Source organism: Margalitia sp. FSL K6-0131 (assembly GCF_038008735.1).
GTDB lineage: Bacteria > Bacillota > Bacilli > Bacillales > Bacillaceae_C > Margalitia > Margalitia shackletonii.
Genome location: NZ_JBBOZS010000001.1, coordinates 2450066 through 2468948, shown reverse-complemented (window position 1 = coordinate 2468948; position 18883 = coordinate 2450066). Strand labels below are relative to the sequence as shown.

16 protein-coding genes and 1 pseudogene are annotated in these 18883 nt (G+C 34.2%); 2 read left to right on the top strand and 15 right to left on the bottom strand.

The features are described from left to right. Positions 1–14: 14 nt before the first annotated feature. From NSQ59_RS12045 to NSQ59_RS12030, 4 genes are all read right to left on the bottom strand, one after another. Positions 15–1607 (bottom strand): ABC transporter substrate-binding protein, encoded by a 1593-nt coding sequence (locus tag NSQ59_RS12045; RefSeq protein WP_055739566.1) that lies wholly within the window; start codon positions 1605–1607, stop codon positions 15–17. Between the two features lie 49 nt (positions 1608–1656). Continuing rightward, on the bottom strand, positions 1657–2625 hold the full coding sequence (locus NSQ59_RS12040; RefSeq protein WP_340831408.1) for an ABC transporter ATP-binding protein: 969 nt from the start codon (positions 2623–2625) through the stop codon (positions 1657–1659). Then, complete coding sequence (locus NSQ59_RS12035) at positions 2622–3605, bottom strand: ABC transporter ATP-binding protein (RefSeq protein ID WP_280513052.1); 984 nt, start codon at positions 3603–3605, stop codon at positions 2622–2624. The genes NSQ59_RS12040 and NSQ59_RS12035 overlap by 4 nt, the downstream gene beginning before the upstream one ends. 321 nt (positions 3606–3926) lie before the next feature. Further along, positions 3927–4565 carry an MOSC domain-containing protein gene (locus NSQ59_RS12030; protein ID WP_340831404.1) on the bottom strand — a complete coding sequence of 213 codons (639 nt, stop codon included), beginning with the start codon at positions 4563–4565 and terminating at the stop codon, positions 3927–3929. Positions 4566–4689: 124 nt separating this feature from the next. Here NSQ59_RS12030 and NSQ59_RS12025 point away from each other — a divergent pair, with 124 nt between their 5' ends. Further along, positions 4690–5964: an MFS transporter gene (locus NSQ59_RS12025; RefSeq protein WP_055741213.1), complete on the top strand. Its 1275-nt coding sequence runs from the start codon at positions 4690–4692 to the stop codon at positions 5962–5964. Between the two features lie 153 nt (positions 5965–6117). Here NSQ59_RS12025 and panF read toward each other — a convergent pair whose 3' ends face one another. The 9 genes and pseudogenes from panF to NSQ59_RS11980 all read right to left on the bottom strand — a co-directional run bounded on the left by panF (position 6118) and on the right by NSQ59_RS11980 (position 15891). Next, on the bottom strand, positions 6118–7566 hold the full coding sequence (gene panF, locus NSQ59_RS12020; RefSeq protein WP_126649820.1) for a sodium/pantothenate symporter: 1449 nt from the start codon (positions 7564–7566) through the stop codon (positions 6118–6120). Beyond that, positions 7566–7829 carry a YhdT family protein gene (locus tag NSQ59_RS12015; RefSeq protein ID WP_340831401.1) on the bottom strand — a complete coding sequence of 88 codons (264 nt, stop codon included), beginning with the start codon at positions 7827–7829 and terminating at the stop codon, positions 7566–7568. Before NSQ59_RS12015 ends, panF begins: the two co-directional genes overlap by 1 nt. 48 nt (positions 7830–7877) lie before the next feature. Next, the gene (locus NSQ59_RS12010) at positions 7878–8663 is read right to left on the bottom strand and encodes an alpha/beta fold hydrolase (RefSeq protein ID WP_055739560.1); all 786 of its coding nucleotides are present in this window, start codon (positions 8661–8663) and stop codon (positions 7878–7880) included. Positions 8664–8885: 222 nt separating this feature from the next. Next, complete coding sequence (locus tag NSQ59_RS12005; RefSeq protein WP_340831397.1) at positions 8886–9932, bottom strand: polysaccharide deacetylase family protein; 1047 nt, start codon at positions 9930–9932, stop codon at positions 8886–8888. A 191-nt stretch (positions 9933–10123) separates the two neighbouring features. Beyond that, a pseudogene (locus NSQ59_RS12000) lies at positions 10124–12236 on the bottom strand (thioredoxin domain-containing protein). A gap of 284 nt (positions 12237–12520) precedes the next feature. Next, a complete protein-coding gene (locus NSQ59_RS11995) occupies positions 12521–13192 on the bottom strand; it encodes an ABC transporter ATP-binding protein (protein WP_340831395.1) in 672 nt (223 codons plus the stop codon). A 4-nt stretch (positions 13193–13196) separates the two neighbouring features. Next, positions 13197–14486, bottom strand: coding sequence for a hypothetical protein (locus NSQ59_RS11990; protein ID WP_340831393.1), 1290 nt, complete (start codon positions 14484–14486; stop codon positions 13197–13199). After that, positions 14483–15322: a hypothetical protein gene (locus tag NSQ59_RS11985; RefSeq protein WP_055739554.1), complete on the bottom strand. Its 840-nt coding sequence runs from the start codon at positions 15320–15322 to the stop codon at positions 14483–14485. Before NSQ59_RS11985 ends, NSQ59_RS11990 begins: the two co-directional genes overlap by 4 nt. A 173-nt stretch (positions 15323–15495) precedes the next feature. Continuing rightward, positions 15496–15891, bottom strand: coding sequence for a hypothetical protein (locus tag NSQ59_RS11980; protein WP_340831391.1), 396 nt, complete (start codon positions 15889–15891; stop codon positions 15496–15498). A 338-nt stretch (positions 15892–16229) separates the two neighbouring features. On the opposite strand from NSQ59_RS11980, the gene NSQ59_RS11975 reads away from it, so the two are divergent. Continuing rightward, positions 16230–16796 (top strand): M15 family metallopeptidase, encoded by a 567-nt coding sequence (locus NSQ59_RS11975; protein ID WP_340831389.1) that lies wholly within the window; start codon positions 16230–16232, stop codon positions 16794–16796. Positions 16797–17399: 603 nt separating this feature from the next. Here NSQ59_RS11975 and NSQ59_RS11970 read toward each other — a convergent pair. Together NSQ59_RS11970 and nrdF are read right to left on the bottom strand one after the other, a co-directional pair. Then, entirely contained in the window at positions 17400–17834 is a 435-nt protein-coding gene (locus NSQ59_RS11970; RefSeq protein ID WP_055739552.1) for a dUTP diphosphatase, read from the bottom strand. An 81-nt stretch (positions 17835–17915) separates the two neighbouring features. Continuing rightward, a complete protein-coding gene (gene nrdF, locus NSQ59_RS11965) occupies positions 17916–18878 on the bottom strand; it encodes a class 1b ribonucleoside-diphosphate reductase subunit beta (protein ID WP_055739551.1) in 963 nt (320 codons plus the stop codon). Between the last annotated feature and the right edge of the window lie 5 nt (positions 18879–18883).

The window sequence follows — 18883 nt, the reverse complement described above, 5'->3', positions numbered from 1 at the left end:
CCTCCCCTATTCGGTTAGTCTATCGACACATCCGCAAAGCTTTGTGAACCAGTTGGGTGCGGGAAAAATCCTTTAATTGTACTTTTTCCAGCAAGCAAAGGTGTAGAATGCGCTATTGGAACCCATGGAGCATCCTGATGAATAATAACCTGAGCTTGTTTGTAAAGCTCATTTCGTTTATTTTCGTCTGTTTCTGTTTGCGCTTGAATTAACAATTTATGAACTTCGTCATTTGAATACTGTGAGTTGTTGTTGGAACCAATAGCATCTTTATCTAACAACGCATATAGGAAGTTATCTGCGTCTCCATTATCACCTGTCCAACCAACGATATATATAGGAGCTTCCCCTTTTGCAAGCTTTTCTAGATAAGTACCCCATTCCATAGTAACAATTTTCGCTTTTACACCAATTTTTGCAAAATCGGCTTGAATTGCTTCGGCTACTTTTTGACCATTTGGCATATATGGACGCACCACTGGCATTGTCCATAAATCTACACTAAATCCATCCTTATAACCTGCTTCAGCGAGTAATTTTTTCGCTTCATCTAAATTAAAGTCATAATCTTGAATGGCATCATTATATCCACTAACTGAAGGTGGAATTGGATTCTTTGCTGGAATTGCCGATCCACCGTAGAAGTTTTGAATCAGAGCTTCTTTGTTAACAGCATGGCTTAAAGCAATTCTTACTTTCGGATTATCAAAAGGCTTTTTCTTTACATTAAAGCCAAGATAACCAAGGTTCATAGATGGGCGTTTAAATAATTGCAGATTTTTATCGGAACTAACTTTTTCAGCATCACTTGGATTTAAACCATCAATTAAATCCACATCGCCTTTAATTAAAGCATTCAATCTAGCGGAGTTATCTTTTATAACTTTCAGAATAACTTTATCTACTTTCGGCAATCCTTTTTGCCAATATTTATCATTTTTCACAACCGTAATAGCATCATCACGTTTCCAGCTTTCAAATTTAAAAGGTCCCGTACCAACAGGATGCTCAATGTATTTATCTCCCCACTTATCGATTGCAGCAGGACTTGAAATCGAAAATGGTGTCATCGCAAGATTTTTCAAAAATGGTGCTTGAGCACGGAAAAGAGTAAACTGAACTTTGTTCGTATCTAATGCCTTAACTTCTTTGATAACAGCAGCTGGCTCGCCTTTGTAACCGCCAAACTGTGATTGGTAATAAGGAAATTTATCCACGTTTCCATTTGCCCATCGATCAAAGTTTTTCACGACAGCATCTGCATTGAAATCTGTACCATCTTGGAATTTAACTCCTTGTTCGAGTTCAAACGTATATGTTTTTCCGTCTGGAGAGATTTCCCATGACTTGGCAAGTGAAGGTTCGATTTCTGTAGTTTCTTTATTGAATTTCACTAATGTTTCAAAAATTTGTTCTGCAACAATCAGAGATTCACCATCTGTTACTGCTGCTGGATCAAGCTTAACAGCATCTCCCCCTCTTGCATAAACCAATATTTTCTGTTTCCCAGTAGTTTTTCCACCACTTGTTTTGGAAGAGCCGCAACCCATCAAAGCAAGCGAAAGAATGAGGATTAATATGAAAACTCCCCACAATTTTTTCTTCATCTTTGTTCCCCCTTTTTTTGGTTTTACGTATTAATGGTATGTTCAATCTTCAATGAAGATGACATGCGGTAAAATGGCCTTTCTCGACCTCTTTAAAAACAGGTTTCTCACTTTGACATTTATCCATTGCATATGGACAGCGCGTATGAAATGCACACCCTTTAGGAGGGTTTGCCGGGCTTGGCACATCACCCTGTAGAATGATTCTTTCTTTTTGAAAATCGACATCTGGAATTGGAACGGCTGATAAAAGCGCTTCAGTATATGGGTGTTTAGGATTCGTGTATACATCTTCACTATCTGCAAGTTCTACTATTCTACCAAGATACATCACACCTACCCGGTCACTAATATGGCGAACAACCCCTAGATCATGTGCTATAAATAAATAAGTAAGGTCAAAGTTTTTTTGTAAATCTTTTAATAGATTTAATACCTGTGCCTGGATAGAAACATCCAAAGCAGATACTGGTTCATCCGCAATAATTAGTTTTGGATTAAGTATTAAAGCCCTAGCAATGCCAATTCGCTGTCTTTGCCCACCACTGAATTGATGCGGATAACGTTTTAAATGAGATTCGTTTAATCCTACTATTTCTAGTAATTCTTTTACTTTTCTTTTTCTTGCTTTCTTATCCTTCACACCATGAACGATTAATGGTTCTTCTAGTATTTTTTCTACTGTATGTCTAGGATTCAATGATGCAAACGGATCTTGAAAAATCATTTGCATCTGGCTCCGTATTTTTCGTAATTCCGTATGAGAAAAACTTGTAATATCTTTTCCCTCAAAACTGATTTTTCCACTGGTAGGTTCTAAAAGCCTTAAAATCATCCTGCCAGTCGTAGATTTGCCACACCCACTTTCCCCGACAAGCCCTAAAGTTTCGCCTTTTTGAAGGAAAAATGATATATCATCAACGGCCTTTACCTCTCCTACTTTCTTTCCAAAAACTCCACCTTGGATTGGAAAAGATTTTTTAAGGTTCTCTATTTTAATCAGCGGTTCTATTGTCATTGTGCTACCTCCGTATCATCGTGAAGAAAACACCTAATTTTTTGTCCATTTGGCAAGCTTTTTAACTCCGGTGTTTCTGTTAGACAACGTTTAAAAGCATGAGGACATCTTGGTGCAAAATGACAGCCAAATTCTATCGAACCAGGTTTCGGCACATTGCCAGTTATCGAGTCTAATCGGTCTTTTTTCGTTCGCATATCTGGAATAGATTTAATTAATCCGACAGTATAAGGATGTTTTGGAGATTTGAAAAGGGTGCGAACATCCGCCTCTTCAACAATTTTCCCGCTATACATCACGATAATTCTTTCACACATTTGTGCTACAACACCAAGGTCATGTGTAATCATAATTATCGCGGTATCCGTCTCTTTATTTAATTTTTTCATTAAATCAAGAATTTGCGCCTGAATCGTCACATCCAAAGCAGTTGTTGGCTCATCGGCGATTAACAGCTTTGGTTCACAAAGCATTGCCATTGCAATCATTACCCTTTGTCTCATGCCTCCGGATAGTTGATGGGGATATTCCTTCATTAATTCTTCCGTCCTGGGCAGTCCAACTTTTTTTAGCATATCGATTGCATGTTCCTTTGCTTTTTTCTTTGGCCATTTTCTATGAATTTTTACTGCCTCTATTAATTGGTCGCCGATGGTAAAAACCGGGTTTAAACTGGTCATTGGCTCCTGGAAGATCATTGCAATTTCATTACCGCGTATACTGCGCATCCGTTTCTCAGAACTGTTTATTAAGTTCTCACCGTTAAAAACAATTTTCCCGTTCACTTTTCCATTTGACGTTGGTACGAGCCCCATGATGGATAAAGATGTTACACTTTTTCCACACCCTGACTCTCCCACAATACCAACAACCTCTCGTCGATTTACGACAAAATCAATATCATTTACAACAGGAATAACTCCATTATCTGTTACGAACGAAGTGTTTAACCCATGTACCTCTAAAACTGGATTCTCCACATTTAATGCCCCCTTCATCGGTGCTTTACTCTTGCAGAAAATAATTAGCTATTTTCACATATGCCTGTCTAAAAAAATATGTATGAATTAATAGGTTGTTTTTTAATAGTTTACATTTATTTTAATCATTTGAAAATACCTTTTATACTGAATATTATGTAATTAAATGTCGAAAACTTATATTTGTTATATTTTTTCATCTTTTCAATGAAGGATTTTTTAATTGATCTTGATTGATTTTTACATAAAAAAAGGAATTCCTCTTAAAGAAATAAGAGAAACTCCTAAATATTGTTTATAAATTTTGAATATATGCCATCATTATATTTTTAATTTCAAAAGCCTCTTGGAGAATTTATTTCGCATCGCTTCCGCCAATTCATTAACCTGTAGGATTTTCTTGATCCGCTCTTCTTCCAAGCAATGGAAAAAAGTTTCGATAGTAAATTTAACACTTACTTTTAAAGGATGTTCGTTTAATAAAATTATTTTTGAATCATTTGCAATCATCCCTTCTTTTAATACTCGTGCAAAATAACCTGTTCTGCAGGTCTCGATAATTCTTTGCAAAAAAACATCAATATTATTATGCTTAGATATCGTTGCACAAGGGATGCGACCTTGTGTAATTTGAATGACTGCCTCGCCAATTTGAAAAATATCTCCAATGCAAATATTTTTTTCATCCATTCCGGAAACCGTTATATTTTCTCCAAATGAAGGAAAGGGTAATACACAATTAAATTCTTGTTCCCAATCTTTATAATGCTCAAAAACATAAAAGCAAACAGCCCGGTCTGGCCCGCCATGAAAATCTGTATTAGCAACCCCATCGTTTTCAAAACCGTTTTTCGATAACCAACCTCTTTGTATTGGCTTTTTATCGATACCTGTCATATACTGCTCTTGCCTAAACATTTGTGTTTTCGGCAATCCAATATTGAGACTCTTGATTTCCATACTTTTTCCCCCGCCCTTCAAATATGTATATATTTTACAATCAAAAAAAGTTGTACTTTTATTCCATCATAAAAAAAACAAAAATGTAAATATTAAAGATATAACAAAAGAGAGGAATTTAATGATGGAACATGTAAATAATACTTTAAAAAACGATGCAAACCAAGATGAAATGCGCGATAAACGATGGGCAATTGTATCGATTGCATCCATTCCCCTCATCATGACATTAGGGAACTCTATGTTAATACCCATACTGCCTGTTATGGAAAAAAAGCTGGACATTTCAAAAGTACAGTCCAGTTTAATCATAACGGTTTATTCTATTGTTGCAATCTTTTTGATTCCAATTGCAGGCTATCTTTCGGATCGTTTTGGAAGAAAAGTAGTCATCATTCCATCCTTAATACTGGCAGGTATTGGAGGTGTAATCTCTGCGTGGGCTGCATGGAAAATGGGCAGTCCTTATTCAGTCATTTTATTTGGAAGAATTCTGCAAGGGGCAGGCGCAGCAGGTGCTGCTCCTATTGTCTTACCCTTAGTGGGTGACATGTTCCGTAGGGATAAAGATGTAAGTGCTACCTTAGGAGTCATCGAAACATCCAATACATTCGGTAAGGTATTAAGTCCGATATTAGGTTCGTTTTTGGCTGGGTTTATTTGGTTTTTACCTTTTGTTTCTATCCCGATCTTCTGCCTAATATCTGTCATTGCAATTTTCTTTTTGGTAAAAAAACCGAGAAATGATAAGAAAGGACCCGACTTTAAAACTTTTATTAAAAATACAAAAGAGGTTTTTCAGCAGCACAGCCGCTGGTTATTTGCTGTATTTGTCATTGGTGCGATCTTGATGTTTGTCCTATTTGCTGTTCTATTCTACCTATCCTCTGTGCTTGAGGATACATATAACTTCCATGGGGTAAAAAAAGGATTTATCCTTGCCATTCCATTGGCTTGCCTTTGTCTTGCATCCTTTATTGCAGGCAAAAAAATTAAAGATAATATGGTACTCATGAAATGGATTACTTTTATCGGGCTCGTCCTTGCCGGCGCGTCTGTTCTTGCAGTTAGTATATCAGATCAATTTATTTATTTAACCGTGGTCTTTCTAATTTGCGGTATTGGAATTGGTGCAGGACTTCCATGTCTGGATGCTCTCATTACTCAATCCATCGAAAAAAATGTACGTGGTACTATCACTTCTTTTTATAGCTCCATGCGCTATATTGGAGTTGCTGCAGGTCCTCCTGTGATGGCATATTTTATGAAGAATAACTTAATGATTATGTTTATAATATTAGCAGTATGCTGTCTTATTGCAGCTGTCATGGCTTTTGTCTCTATAAAACCAAATAAAGAAAATGAGCAAGAAAAAAATCCTGCTCATTCACCGATATAAGATAAGCGCAAGCACTGCAACTCTAGGATTTCTGTCTTCGACGAGACCAAAAGAAACACAGCGATTTAGGTCAATGCTTGCACAGGGACAGTCACCATAGTCAAAAAAATCTATATGTTAAAAACTATTTATTTATAATCTAAAAGAAGCAAATCAAAATGATTTGCTTCTTTTTACATTTGCTATTCGGACGGTTGATGCTGAAACGATAACATATGTAGCGAAAGACAGTACAATTGGAATGACTACTGTATGCATGCCAAACGGGTTTGGATAAAAGCGATCAAATAAAATATAACTAACCATACCCATTACCATTGAGGAGATAGCGCCATATTTATTGCCATTTTTCCAATATAGCCCCATTACAATCGGCCAAATAAATACTGCCTCCAGCCCGCCAAAAGAAAATAAATTAAGCCATATCAATAAATTAGGTGGATGAATGGCAAAAAAGAAAACTGCAATACCAACAATAGTTGTCGCCCATAAGCTTAAACTCTTTATTTTTTTCTCTTCCGGATTCTTATTGATATAGCCAATATAAATATCCTTTACAATAGCGGACGAAACAAGAATTAATACAGAATTAACGGTCGACATTATTGCAGCCATCGGAGCCGCTAATACAATTCCTGCAACCCATGCAGGCAATACCTTCATCGTCACAATAGGCATTACCGTATCTGCGTTTTGAATACCAGGTACAATCGCTCTGGCTAACACACCGATAAAATGCATACCAAACATAATAACACCGATGACAATAGTACCTATAATAATTGCTCTATGCATGGCTGTTGCATTTTTGTAAGACATTGCTCTGATTGCAATTTGTGGAAGTCCTACAACTCCAATACCAACTAGAATCCAGAATGATGATATGTATAAGGGTGTCAAGCTTCCATCAGATCCATAAGGACTTAGTAAATTAGGGTTATCTTTTCTTAAATCAGCCATTATGTTCTCAAGTCCGCCACCAGCCTTTATAGTAGCAACAAGAAGAATAATTGTTCCCAAAAGCATGACAATCCCTTGTATCGTATCTGTGAAAGCGACCGCACGAAATCCACCAATAATAACGTATAAAAGAACAGAAACTGCAAAGATAAATAAGGCAGTTGTATAAGATACACCTAATATTGATTCCATTAATCTTGCACCGCCAACCCACTGGGCAATCATCGACGAAAACAAAAATACTATAATGGCAATAGCGGCTAATATATTTACAAAATGGGAATCATAACGCGCTTTTAAAAAGTCAATTAATGTTATGGCATTATACTTCCTTGCCATAATAGCAAATTTTTTCCCTAATACCATTAATACAAAATATCCAGTAACTACTTGGCTCATCGCAAGGAGTACCCAAGCAAGCCCATAATGATAAGCTGCCCCTGGACCACCGATAAAGCTGCTTCCGCTTCCGTACGTTGCTACCATCGTCATTGCTAAAATAAACCCACCGAATTGCCGGTTTCCTAAAAAATACTCCTGCACAAACGAATTCGAGTTATTCACGAATTTAACAGCAAACATACCTACGATAAAAAAGATAATAAGAAATAATATCAATGGGATAATTACTTGTATATTCATCACTGTTCCCCTTCTTCTTCAAAAGGAACTTCTTTAAATAAAAACTTTACCGTTAAAATTACCAATATTACAATCACGATAAATCCAAAAATACAGCTATAAAAAAACCATGCCGGTAAACCCCAAATATATGTATATTTTTCTACCTTAGATTTGCCTAATCCGTAAGCAAAACCGTACCACCAAACAAAATGAATAATTGCCAATGCAACTCCAATCCAAGCTTCCTTTTTTGCAATGGCAAAACGTAAATCATCTTTCAACTTATGAAGTCCCTCCTCCCAGTTAAATAATAAAAAAACTCCTCATATTTACATAATATTATTCCTGTTAACCAAATCGACTTTTTGAACAAATTGCTGAATAAGTGAATTTACTTTTTGATAATTCCTTGTTGGTAATTGGTGTCCTGCCCCAGACAGAAAGTGAATGTCCGTATCAATAATCTGCGGATATAACCGAACATGGTAATTAATATAATCAGATCTTGTCCCATATAAGAGCATAAGTGGAGTTTTTAGTTTAGCAATGCGATCCATACAATCAAAATACAAGGATTCTTTGTAAAATGCCGCCCAAATTTGCTGATTTGCTTTTAAAATATGCCTATACATTTCCTGCTGTAAATTCTTCTCCTGGAAATGGCTGATGGATAATATTTTTGCTAAAAATTTAGGGAAATGTTCTGTTAAGTAAATTCCAATCAAATGTTCAGTTTTAAGTATATCTGTGTCGATTTTTGGGTATCCACCAGATAATATAACACCTTTCACATAGTTTGGGAATTGAATTGCATATTCTTGAACAATAATACCTCCGGCTGAGTAACCGAAAAGAAATAACTGTTCGAGGTTTAATTCTTTTCTAATCGTATCTAATTCTTCTATATAGGTTTGAACAGAAATTTTATCTTCCGCACTTGGACTATCACCATGCCCGCTCAAATCTGGCAAGATAATCCTGAATTTGTCAGATAAAGAAATTTGCTTAACAAATGTCTTTCTTCCCATTCCGGGAGGATGGACAAAAAGGATCGGGGTACCTTTCCCAAAATCATCAAAAAATAAATTTTTATTTTGCATTTTTGCAATTGGCATTTTTTCCTCCATTATAAGAATAGATTGTTTGGATATAAGAAATCCGCTAGCAGATATCTGCTTTCGCTAGACATGATTAAACTTGTTAAATTATTTAGATGTTGAAAAATTTTATACTTTCCTATCATTAAATAAAGGTGAAGCTGTTAGCTTCACCTTTATTTTTAGGTTATCCTATTATTATTTTTTTATAAAATAAAGAACGATTTTATTCCTTACTACTTAATTCTTCCGATATTTAAATTGCACCGGCTTCAAATTTGAAGAAATAGCCTCCATTTTATAACCTTTTTGTTGAAAATATTTCAGTACTTGTTCCAGATAATTAACGGTTGTTGTTTTTTCATGCATTAAAACAACCAAAGACCTGTTCCCGGAAGAGTTTTCTACTTGTGTCTTTATTTTTTGAATGTATTCACCATGAGTCAATTCCCAATCATCTGAATCAATATCCCAATCCCACATGATAAAGCCTTCTAAATCACTTGCCTTACGAAATGCCGGTTTCATATACGGTACTGATCCATATGGAACACGTATAAGCTGAGTTTTTTCCCCTGTAATACTTTTCAATGTTTTTAAAGTTTGCGTCATTTCCTTTACAAAAGAATCAGGGGAACGATAAATCTTGTGAATATCATGCGTAACACCGTGCGAGCCAACGGAATTTCCATCCTTCACCATTTGTTTCACTGTACTCGAATATCTTTTAATATTTGGTTCAAGCATAAAGAATGTTGCTTTTGCATGATACTTCTTTAACAAAGCAAGTGTTTGTGCAGAGGATGCACTTGGTCCGTCATCAAATGTTAAATATACCACTTTTTGATTTTTCGAATTAGGTTCCTTTAACCTTAATTGTTTTGGAACATCAACTAACGGGTTTGTATTTTTTTCTCCCTTCCCCTTAGATGGTTGTTTATATATGATTTTTCCAGGTTCATTTTTCTTAGATTGTTTAATTGCTATTTTAATAGGACTTTCCTCTATTATTTCTTTTAAAAATTCCTCTTGCTTTATCTTTTCATTTCGAAGTTTTTCATTAAATACATAATTATGGATAAATAAATTCTGCGACACATCGTTATAAGTTCGGAGATTTTGATTTGGAGTTGATATAGTGGCAGTTGTAAATTTTTTTGCAAAAGCAGTGTCGCTTTTCGTTATTTTACTATTGTAGAATAATAAAATAACTAAAAAAACAAATAATGTACCACTTATTAATTTCGCAATTAATTTATGTTTGTTGTACTCAGATGACTGATTCACCTATTTCAATCCTTTCACACCTTATTATTTTGCCTTTCCGCCACCCCTTTCTTAAGCAACGAAACTCTCAATTTATTAGACTTGAAAATGAAAAAAACGTTACGTGTTTGTAATAATTATATAGGATTATATTACCTAATGGTAGGTCCTAATGATAAAAAAATAAAAAAATCTCTCCTTAAAGAGAGATTTTATAAGTTCATGGATGTTTTCGCTTCTTCGACGTTGTATATTGGATTCTTACAGCTGTATTGCTCACATACATACAATACAAAATCATGCTTCTCGTCTAATTTATCCTTCCAGACTTGTAATTCCTTTGTATTTAATTTCTCCATATCTGCAATCATTAATATGTCAAATGGGTGATAATTACTTTGATATAAAGTCACAAATTCTTTTCTGTTATTATCATTAGTTCCTGAAACAACTACTTCTTTTCCACCTGCATACTTAGCCATAGCAGCCTGCAGCATATATAACATCCCATGAGGATATACACTTGCATCCTGTTCGAAGCTTGCCAGCAATTTATCTACCTTTTCTTGTAAGTCCATATCCTCTGTAAACTTGGCCAATCTCCACAATTGAAGTGCTGCCACACTGTTACCAGAAGGAAGCGCACCATCAAATCCTTGTTTTTCTCTATAAATCAATGTTTCCGCATCTGTGCTGGTGAAATAAAAACCACCACTTTTATCATCCCAAAATTCCTTGAACATCTTGTTTTTGATTTTAATCGCTTGTTGTATATCATTAAGCTTATGTTCCGCTTCATACATTTCTAAATATGCCCATAGCATAAATGCATAATCATCTAAATAAGCGTTGAATTTTACCTCTCCATCACGATAACGGGCATACAATTGATCATTTTTCCAAAGCTTCTCCTCGATAAAAGTTATGCCTTTACGTGCATAATCGAGAAATTGGGGTTCTTGAAATGCAATTCCTGCTTTCGCAAATGCTGCAACCATTAATGCATTCCAGGAAGTTAGTATCTTATCATCAAGATGAGGATAAATTCGTTTTTCGCGTTCTTTTAAAAGAATAGCCTTTGCTTCATCCAGCTTCTGCAAAACATCTTCCATGGACATTCCTCTATTATTAGCAACGTTCTCCAGATTTGTTTGAATCAGATTAGGAATGCTATATCCTTCAAAATTGCCTTCATCACTTATATCATACGCCTCACAAAAAAGCTCCCCTAAATCAAAATCAAGGATATTCAAAACTTCCGTCCGTGACCAAACATAATATTTCCCCTCAATCCCCTCACTATCCGCATCAATTGCAGAATAAAAGCCTCCATCAGCACTTGCCATCTCTCGCTTTAAAAATTCAAAAACTTCAAAAGAAATGCGTTTCCAGTTTTCATTATGGGTCGCTTGATAACTTTCCGCAAGGACAAATAAAAGTAATGCATTATCATAGAGCATTTTTTCAAAATGGGGAACCAACCACATATTATCCGTAGAATATCTTGCAAATCCGCCACCAATATGATCATATATTCCACCCTTTTCCATGCCTTCTAATGTTTTTTCAACCATTGATAGGGCCATATCCGTTCCCGTCCAATGGAAATACCGAAGCAAAAACATAAGCTGATGTGGCATTGGAAATTTAGGAGCCTGACCAAATCCACCATAGATCCCATCAAAATTTTGAACAATTTCCTGATATGCCTTATGTATAACGTTCTCTGAAATCTCCGCCCCAGCTTCAACGGTTGAACGTTCTTTTAAAGACATTGTGATCTTATCGGCTATATTCTCCATATTTTCTCGTTCCTGCTGATATTTTTCATGCAGCTGCGGCAGCACATCCATCATTCCAGGACGCCCATAATGACTTGTTTTCGGAAAATAAGTTCCGGCATAAAAAGGTTTTTGATCTGGTGTCAAAAATACATTTAATGGCCAACCACCTTGACCAGTCAACATTTGACATACAGTCATATAAATCGAATCAATATCCGGCCGCTCTTCCCTGTCCACTTTAATTGAAACAAAATATTTATTTAGTAAATCCGCCACTTCCTGATCCTCGAAGGATTCTCTTTCCATGACGTGACACCAGTGACAAGTAAATCTTGTCTACCTCTTTTAACTAGGAATAACCTATAGACACAAAGATAGGCTTACCCTCCCGTTTTGCCTTTTGGAATGCTTCAGGTGACCACTCTAACCAATTGACCGGATTTGTTTTATGTTGTAATAAGTATGGCGATTTTGATTCAACTAACCAATTATACTTTGCAGAATGTCTATCTTTAGTTAAGTATTCTTTCAACGTATACACTTCCTTAATATTTAATAAATGAATCACCGCTTGCATTAGGATGAACGGGTGTCTAATCCGTATGGTTTATATATACAAGCAGCTTTCATTTACTTCTATATTATCCTAATGTATATAATTTCAGCCAATAAAAAAAGACCCCTATATGGAGTCAAGTATTATACATATTAAATCCCTGAAGAGTAGTAATTATAACAGAATATAAGAATGTGAACTCTCGAAAATGTGTGCTAAGGAAATAGACAATTTTCTCTATTAGAAGCTTCCTGTTCTAAGTTCAGTTTTTATTTCTCTAGTATTAGACCATCTTTTGTTAAATTATAAACTATGTCACTATGATCTGAAACCATTTTACTATGGGTAGCTAAAATAATAATGATACCTTCTAATTTCAATGTATGAAAATAATCTAAAATATTGGAAGCTGTTTCATCATCTAATGATCCAGTCGGTTCATCTGCAACTATGATAGATGGTTCGTTTACCAAAGAACGAATAATTCCCACTCTTTGAATTTCTCCTCCAGATAATTTGTTTACTTTTTTATGTAATAGGTCCTGTATTTCGAATAGTTTACTTAATTCCTCTATTCTTTTCATTCTAGAATCTATTATATCATCGTTTTGATTAATCAACAGGAGTGGGATACAGATATTTTCGAATGCCGTCAAGTTAGGAACCATTGGTGAGAATTGAGATATATAACCTATTTTTTCTCCTCTAATACGAGCTAATTCATTAATATTTTTATCGCCCATATTGATAGCATCAAGTTGATAACTCCCGGAAGTTGGAAGTTCCAAGCCTGCAATAATATTAAGAAGAGTACTTTTTCCAACCCCACTTTTCCCTCTTATAGCAATAATTTGTCCCGCTTCCCCTTTTAAATCAACATTTTTAAAAACAAATGACCCTTGAAATGATTTTGAGATGTTACATAGTTGAATTTGAGACATATTATCACCTCTTTAAATGTTGTACAATATCAATATTTGTGAATTCTTTATTTATATAGTATTTAATCAATTGGGATATCACTAGGATGCATCCTATACTAAAGAACAAATAAATTAGAAGGGTAGAAAATGACCACCCGGTTAAAATTAATAACGGGATGATTGGTATTATCGTACCTATTAAAGATAGTAATAAAAATTCATCTCTAACATATTTCTTAATATGCAACATATTCGCACCGCTGATTAACAATACAAGATACGAATCTATATTTTTCTTCATTTTTAAATGTAGTGTATATAGAAAAGTTATTAATGTAATAAAAAACAATAAAGTTATAGCAATAACTATAAGAGACATGTTTGTTTTTGTCATACTTACTAAAGCATTTATTGCTAAACTACTAGCTCCGATTAGTTGAAAATCACGGAACCCCGTTTTCGCCGCAATTTGATCTGTTTTTTTTCTGATTTTTACAGGTGACTGTTTAGTTAATAATATACTATCTGTACCAGCTAGTAGAGAAGCTTTTACAAATAATTCATCTTTGGGATTATGCATCAAATAATTTGATGGATTTTCACTAAATGTAATCGCAGGCAAAATCATATAATTATCTAAAATCAATTCTAGCTGATTAGCAGTCATTATTTTTTGATGCGATTCTAAAAAGCCAATAACTTTTCCTTTAAGTTCTTTGTTATATAGAAAAATATTTATCTTAGATCCGATTTGATATAAATCCCTATACTGGCCACCTAATAAAACGGGAATAGGTGAACTATTCTCTTTATACTTATATTCATCTTGAGTAAATTGTCTACCCATATCTATTTGTAGATTATTTATATCAAATACTGCTTTGTTAGCTTGAATAGCTAATACGAATGAATAAGTTTTATTATTTAATTCGTAAGTAGGAGTAGACTGACCGCTAATTTGGTAATTCGGGTCAAAAGAATGATTCCCTTTAAAACCTGCTACACCAATAGGTTGCCATGTAGCGGTATAATAAGTGAATTCATGTGAACGAGATAATTCATGGTTAAATTCATTCAACAGGTCGTATCCCTTCGTGTTTTGAAAAAAAGTCTTTTCCTTCTCTCCAATTAAGCTATCAGATACTTGATATATATTTTTCCCCTCAAAGTTCTTAGTGGTTTTTATTTCAATATTGGTCTGGTTAACATTAACTACAAAAACAAAAATAAGTGTAAAGAAAAGAATAGAGACTAGAATAGCCAATAAATTTAAAATTTTGTTTTGTTTAAAAAGGATTCCTAAAATTCTCAAAACCTTTTACCACCTTTTCCTGCTGTATAGAAGGTTACGATAAATAAACAATAAACACTCAGAAAGAGGAGAAATAAAATAAAAATATATGCAGTATCTGTCAACCATGTGTAAGACCAAAATTTACTTATAGACTTTTCAAAAGTAATAGCCATAAGTATTAATAAGAACGAGATGATACTATAGGGAAGAACCTTCCATTTCCAGATAAAAAAATAGATGGATAGGATAGGTTTGCCCGATAGATATAAAATCCGGATTAAATTTTTATCCTGTGACAACCAATTTGTACATATGTAAACAAAAAATGCGATTAAAAATATTAATACTATATATAATGCAATAATGATAGTTTGATTAGACTTAAGAGCATACGTTCCATAATCCTCACGATCTAGTATATTTATTGACTCTGTTTTAATAATCTTATTTAAAACAGACTTTGCATTTTGCTTTGGAGTGGAAAATATAAAAGAAGTACCATTTCCAGTATTAATAATTCGACTCTTAGATAAGATCCATACATCAGAATTTAGTTTATATGAATTTGGTGTATCAAAGTATCCAATAACTTTAACTGTTGATGGGATAGCATCTTTTTTCACTTGCTTCCCGATAACAGCAATACTTCTTTCTTCTGAAAATGTCTTTCCTTTATCCACATATTTAATAGGTGGAAGTTGTATGTCGCCGCTAATTAGAACGTGTTTAATAAAAGGGGAATAAGTATTAAACTGAAATAAAATGTATTTATCCTTATTAACTGTAAAAGATGAATGAGATTTCTTAAGTGTAAAGGATATAGAATTGCTATTTATATATCCGTTATTGATCATATTTATATTATCCATATAAGCTAGTAGCCAGAATATAGAAAGACAAAAAAAATTAATAACAATAAGAGATATGAAATATTTAGGATATGAATTAAAGTATTTTAGTTTCATAATATATTATAAAGTAAGATATAAGATGGTCACAGGACCATCTTACTATCTATATTAGTCCTTTAATTTCCCCAGTATGTATGGGCTACTGTAAACGCAGGATCAACAAAACCACTGTATGCAACAGTTTTATCCATACCCCAAACTCTACCGCTATCTCCTTCGATACCTACCAATGAACTTTCAAATCTAGCTCTAGAATAGTGATACATACCTTTCCAATCCGTATGTGCTACTACTCGTTTAGCAAGGTAAGAACTCATATCTTTATAGTCGTAAGTTGCCCAGTGTTTATCTGGTTTAGATGAGGACATAATGGAAATGGAATTAGCAGTTGATAAACCTACCCAATTACCTTTAGCAGCTGATGATGCAATTGGTGATAAACTTGCTACAGATGCTGCAAACACTAAAGCCCCAACAAATTTTAGTAGTTTACCTTTCTTTTTTAATAACATATTTTTTCTCGATCTCCCTTTTAATTGGTAATCACAAGAAAATAATATCGAATTTATCCTGGGGAGTGCAACCACTTTTTCATTTTTTTACATTTTCCAACATAGCGAATAATGGTTTGGCTAAAAATAAATCTTTGAAATACATCAAATAATTATTTAAATTGATACTATTAACATAATATAGAAAGTATTTTTTTATTTTTAAATTATCTCAAATTGCGAGATAATGGGGGAGAAGTGTATGAAAAATAAAGCACTACAAAAAAATTGCTAAGATGCAAAAAAAATTGCAGGGGGACTCTATCTAATTTTCAAACATAAGTATGGAAGAAGGTGTAATGGTGACAATATCCGAGGACGATAAGAAATTTATCAATATAACAAAAATTGACGATAGTATAATTGTTGATCTTAAATACGCTACTGCGGACAACTTTACCAAACAGAAAATATATGACTTTTCAACAGCTGTCGCTCGAGTAGGAACCGCAAAAAAATTAGGCATTGCGGCTAATATCCTGAAGAAACAGGGATTTCGCATAATCATTTGGGATGCCTATCGGCCATCCTATGCTCAGAAGAAAATGTTTGAGATTTATCCGGATCCGATTTGGGTAGCACCGCCTAATCCAAACCATAGCCATGAAAAAGGTGTTACCTTTGATTTGACACTGGCTGATATGGATGGAAAAGAAATAGAAATGCAAAGTAAATTCGATGATTTCAGTAACGCCGCAAAAAGAAATGCTATTCGCACCCCATTACAGGAGTACCATTATCAAGTTCTTCACAACGCTATGACAAGAGCTGGCTTTGAGGGTTATGAAAATGAATGGTGGGACTATCAAGATACAGACGCTTCATTTTACGGACCTACGCAAGTCAATCCAAACGATTACAAATAATGCAACGCTTCTAAATGAGGTTCATTTGATTTTTTGAAACATAAGTCGTCTTATCCTTAATTTAGAACAAGTCATATTTAAAATAAGCGGAGATTTTCCGGTTAAGCTGTAGAATAGAGCTAGGTTCGGGGGATATAAGCGGAAATTTTCCGATTATGCAAAGCAAAATTACCTATTTCTACGTTTTTCGGGTCAATAGTCGGAATTTTTCCGTCTATTTAAGCCGTTTTCAGTGCTATTTCCTCATTAAGGGAAATTTCTCCGCCTATTTATCAAACTTGCTTCAGCTTCAAATGAACTTGTACGCTACGGGTGTTATAGTGAATTAAAGAAAATTTAAAAAAGGCTTAGAGATATATGCATCTCTAGGCCTTTTCAACTATACGAATTGTGTTGTGAAATTTATGAGACTAGCTATATGTTTAGGTTTGTTATTTACCTTTTTGCACCTGACAAGTAAACACTTTATTAAATTTGCGGGAGGTTTCTTAATTTCTCTTAATCAGTATTTTTAAATAAACTTAATGTTATATTTGTAGAGATTGTTTCCTTCTACAACCTACTTGACGAACAATTGAAAATTATTTTTCAGTGTTATTCCTATTATTTCACACCTGTTGAGCCATGCCCACCACGATTTTCATTACCTAGGTGGTCAACTTCTATTAATTCCACTTCAGGCATTTTCTCGAAAATTCTAAACTGACATATACGTTCACCGAAATCAATTTTCGTATCTCTCAGGGCATATGCCGGAAAAAACCATTGATCGTTGTCCCCTTTATATGATTCATCCACAACTCCCATAGAGTTTGTTTCAATAATCCCAAAGTTTTTGAATGAACTTGAACGCGGAACAATATGTGCCTCATATCCTTCAGGTAACTCCATTGCAATTCCTAGAGGGATTAGTTTAAATTCATCTTTTTTTAATTCAATTGTTTGTGCAGCACGTAAATCAATCCAATCCCCTTGAGCTATCTTCTTAATTTTTGGTAAATCTGAATGAAAGTATTTGATTTTAATTTGTAATGTCATGATGTATGCTCCTTCTTTTCATTTATATGAACTAGATAAAAAAGACGGGGGTTAGATATATTATCTAACCCCTATACATGATTAATAATCGTAATCTGAATCTTTCATATCCTCAACTACAGAGAGTAAATAACCATTTCCTACAGTAGAAAAGAAGTCGTGATTCGTTGTACCTGTTGATAAACCATTTATCACTATAGGATTAACGTCATCAGCAGTATCAGGAAATAAAGGCGAGAGGCCGAGATTCATTAAAGCTTTATTTGCATTATATCGAAGAAATACTTTAACATCTTCTGTCCAACCAACTGCATCATATAGAGCTTCAGTATATTTAACTTCGTTTTCATAAAGTTTATATAAATAGGTGTATATCCATGATTTCATTTCTTCTTTTTCTGAATCGGACAGTTTGTCAAATCCTACTTTAAATTTATAGCCAATGTATGCCCCGTGCGCTGATTCGTCACGTATTATAAGTTTAATAACTTCTGCTACATTTATTAATTTCGCTTTTCCTAAATAATATAACGGTGTATAAAAGCCGGAATAAAATAAGAAGGATTCTAAGAATACACTTGCCACCTTCTTTTGCAGCGGAGTTCCATTCTTGTACACTTCATCGATCATGCGTGCTTTATTTTGCAGAAGATCGTTATCCCTTGCCCATCTAAATATTTCTTCAATCTCTCTCTTTGTGTTTAATGTACTAAAAATGGAAGAATAGCTTCTGGCATGTTCTGACTCCATAAACTGAATGTTATTCAAAACGGCGATTTCATGTTGGGTTTTTGCATCTTTTCTTAATGCATCAATTCCATTTTCTGATTGAAGAGTGTCTAACATGGTTAAACCGCCAAAAACTTTTTCTACCAACCGTTTTTCAACATCTGGGAGCTTTGTCCAATCCGATTTATCTTTTGATACAGGCATACGTGTAGATAACCAAAATTGTTCTGTAAGCTTTTCATAAGTTATTTTATCTAACATATCTTCGATAGCATTCCAGTTTATTGCATCGTAAAATTCCCAATCTGTGGTCATTCAAA

What these genes read in the sequence shown, in the direction of transcription:
- NSQ59_RS12045 (WP_055739566.1), bottom strand. Translation starts at nt 1,607, where the DNA reads ATGAAGAAAAAATTGTGGGGAGTTTTCATATTAATCCTCATTCTTTCG.
- NSQ59_RS12040 (WP_340831408.1), bottom strand. Translation starts at nt 2,625, where the DNA reads ATGACAATAGAACCGCTGATTAAAATAGAGAACCTTAAAAAATCTTTT.
- NSQ59_RS12030 (WP_340831404.1), bottom strand. Translation starts at nt 4,565, where the DNA reads ATGGAAATCAAGAGTCTCAATATTGGATTGCCGAAAACACAAATGTTT.
- NSQ59_RS12025 (WP_055741213.1), top strand. Translation starts at nt 4,690, where the DNA reads ATGGAACATGTAAATAATACTTTAAAAAACGATGCAAACCAAGATGAA.
- panF (WP_126649820.1), bottom strand. Translation starts at nt 7,566, where the DNA reads ATGAATATACAAGTAATTATCCCATTGATATTATTTCTTATTATCTTT.
- NSQ59_RS12010 (WP_055739560.1), bottom strand. Translation starts at nt 8,663, where the DNA reads ATGCCAATTGCAAAAATGCAAAATAAAAATTTATTTTTTGATGATTTT.
- NSQ59_RS11995 (WP_340831395.1), bottom strand. Translation starts at nt 13,192, where the DNA reads ATGTCTCAAATTCAACTATGTAACATCTCAAAATCATTTCAAGGGTCA.
- NSQ59_RS11985 (WP_055739554.1), bottom strand. Translation starts at nt 15,322, where the DNA reads ATGATCAATAACGGATATATAAATAGCAATTCTATATCCTTTACACTT.
- NSQ59_RS11980 (WP_340831391.1), bottom strand. Translation starts at nt 15,891, where the DNA reads ATGTTATTAAAAAAGAAAGGTAAACTACTAAAATTTGTTGGGGCTTTA.
- NSQ59_RS11975 (WP_340831389.1), top strand. Translation starts at nt 16,230, where the DNA reads ATGGTGACAATATCCGAGGACGATAAGAAATTTATCAATATAACAAAA.
- NSQ59_RS11970 (WP_055739552.1), bottom strand. Translation starts at nt 17,834, where the DNA reads ATGACATTACAAATTAAAATCAAATACTTTCATTCAGATTTACCAAAA.
- nrdF (WP_055739551.1), bottom strand. Translation starts at nt 18,878, where the DNA reads ATGACCACAGATTGGGAATTTTACGATGCAATAAACTGGAATGCTATC.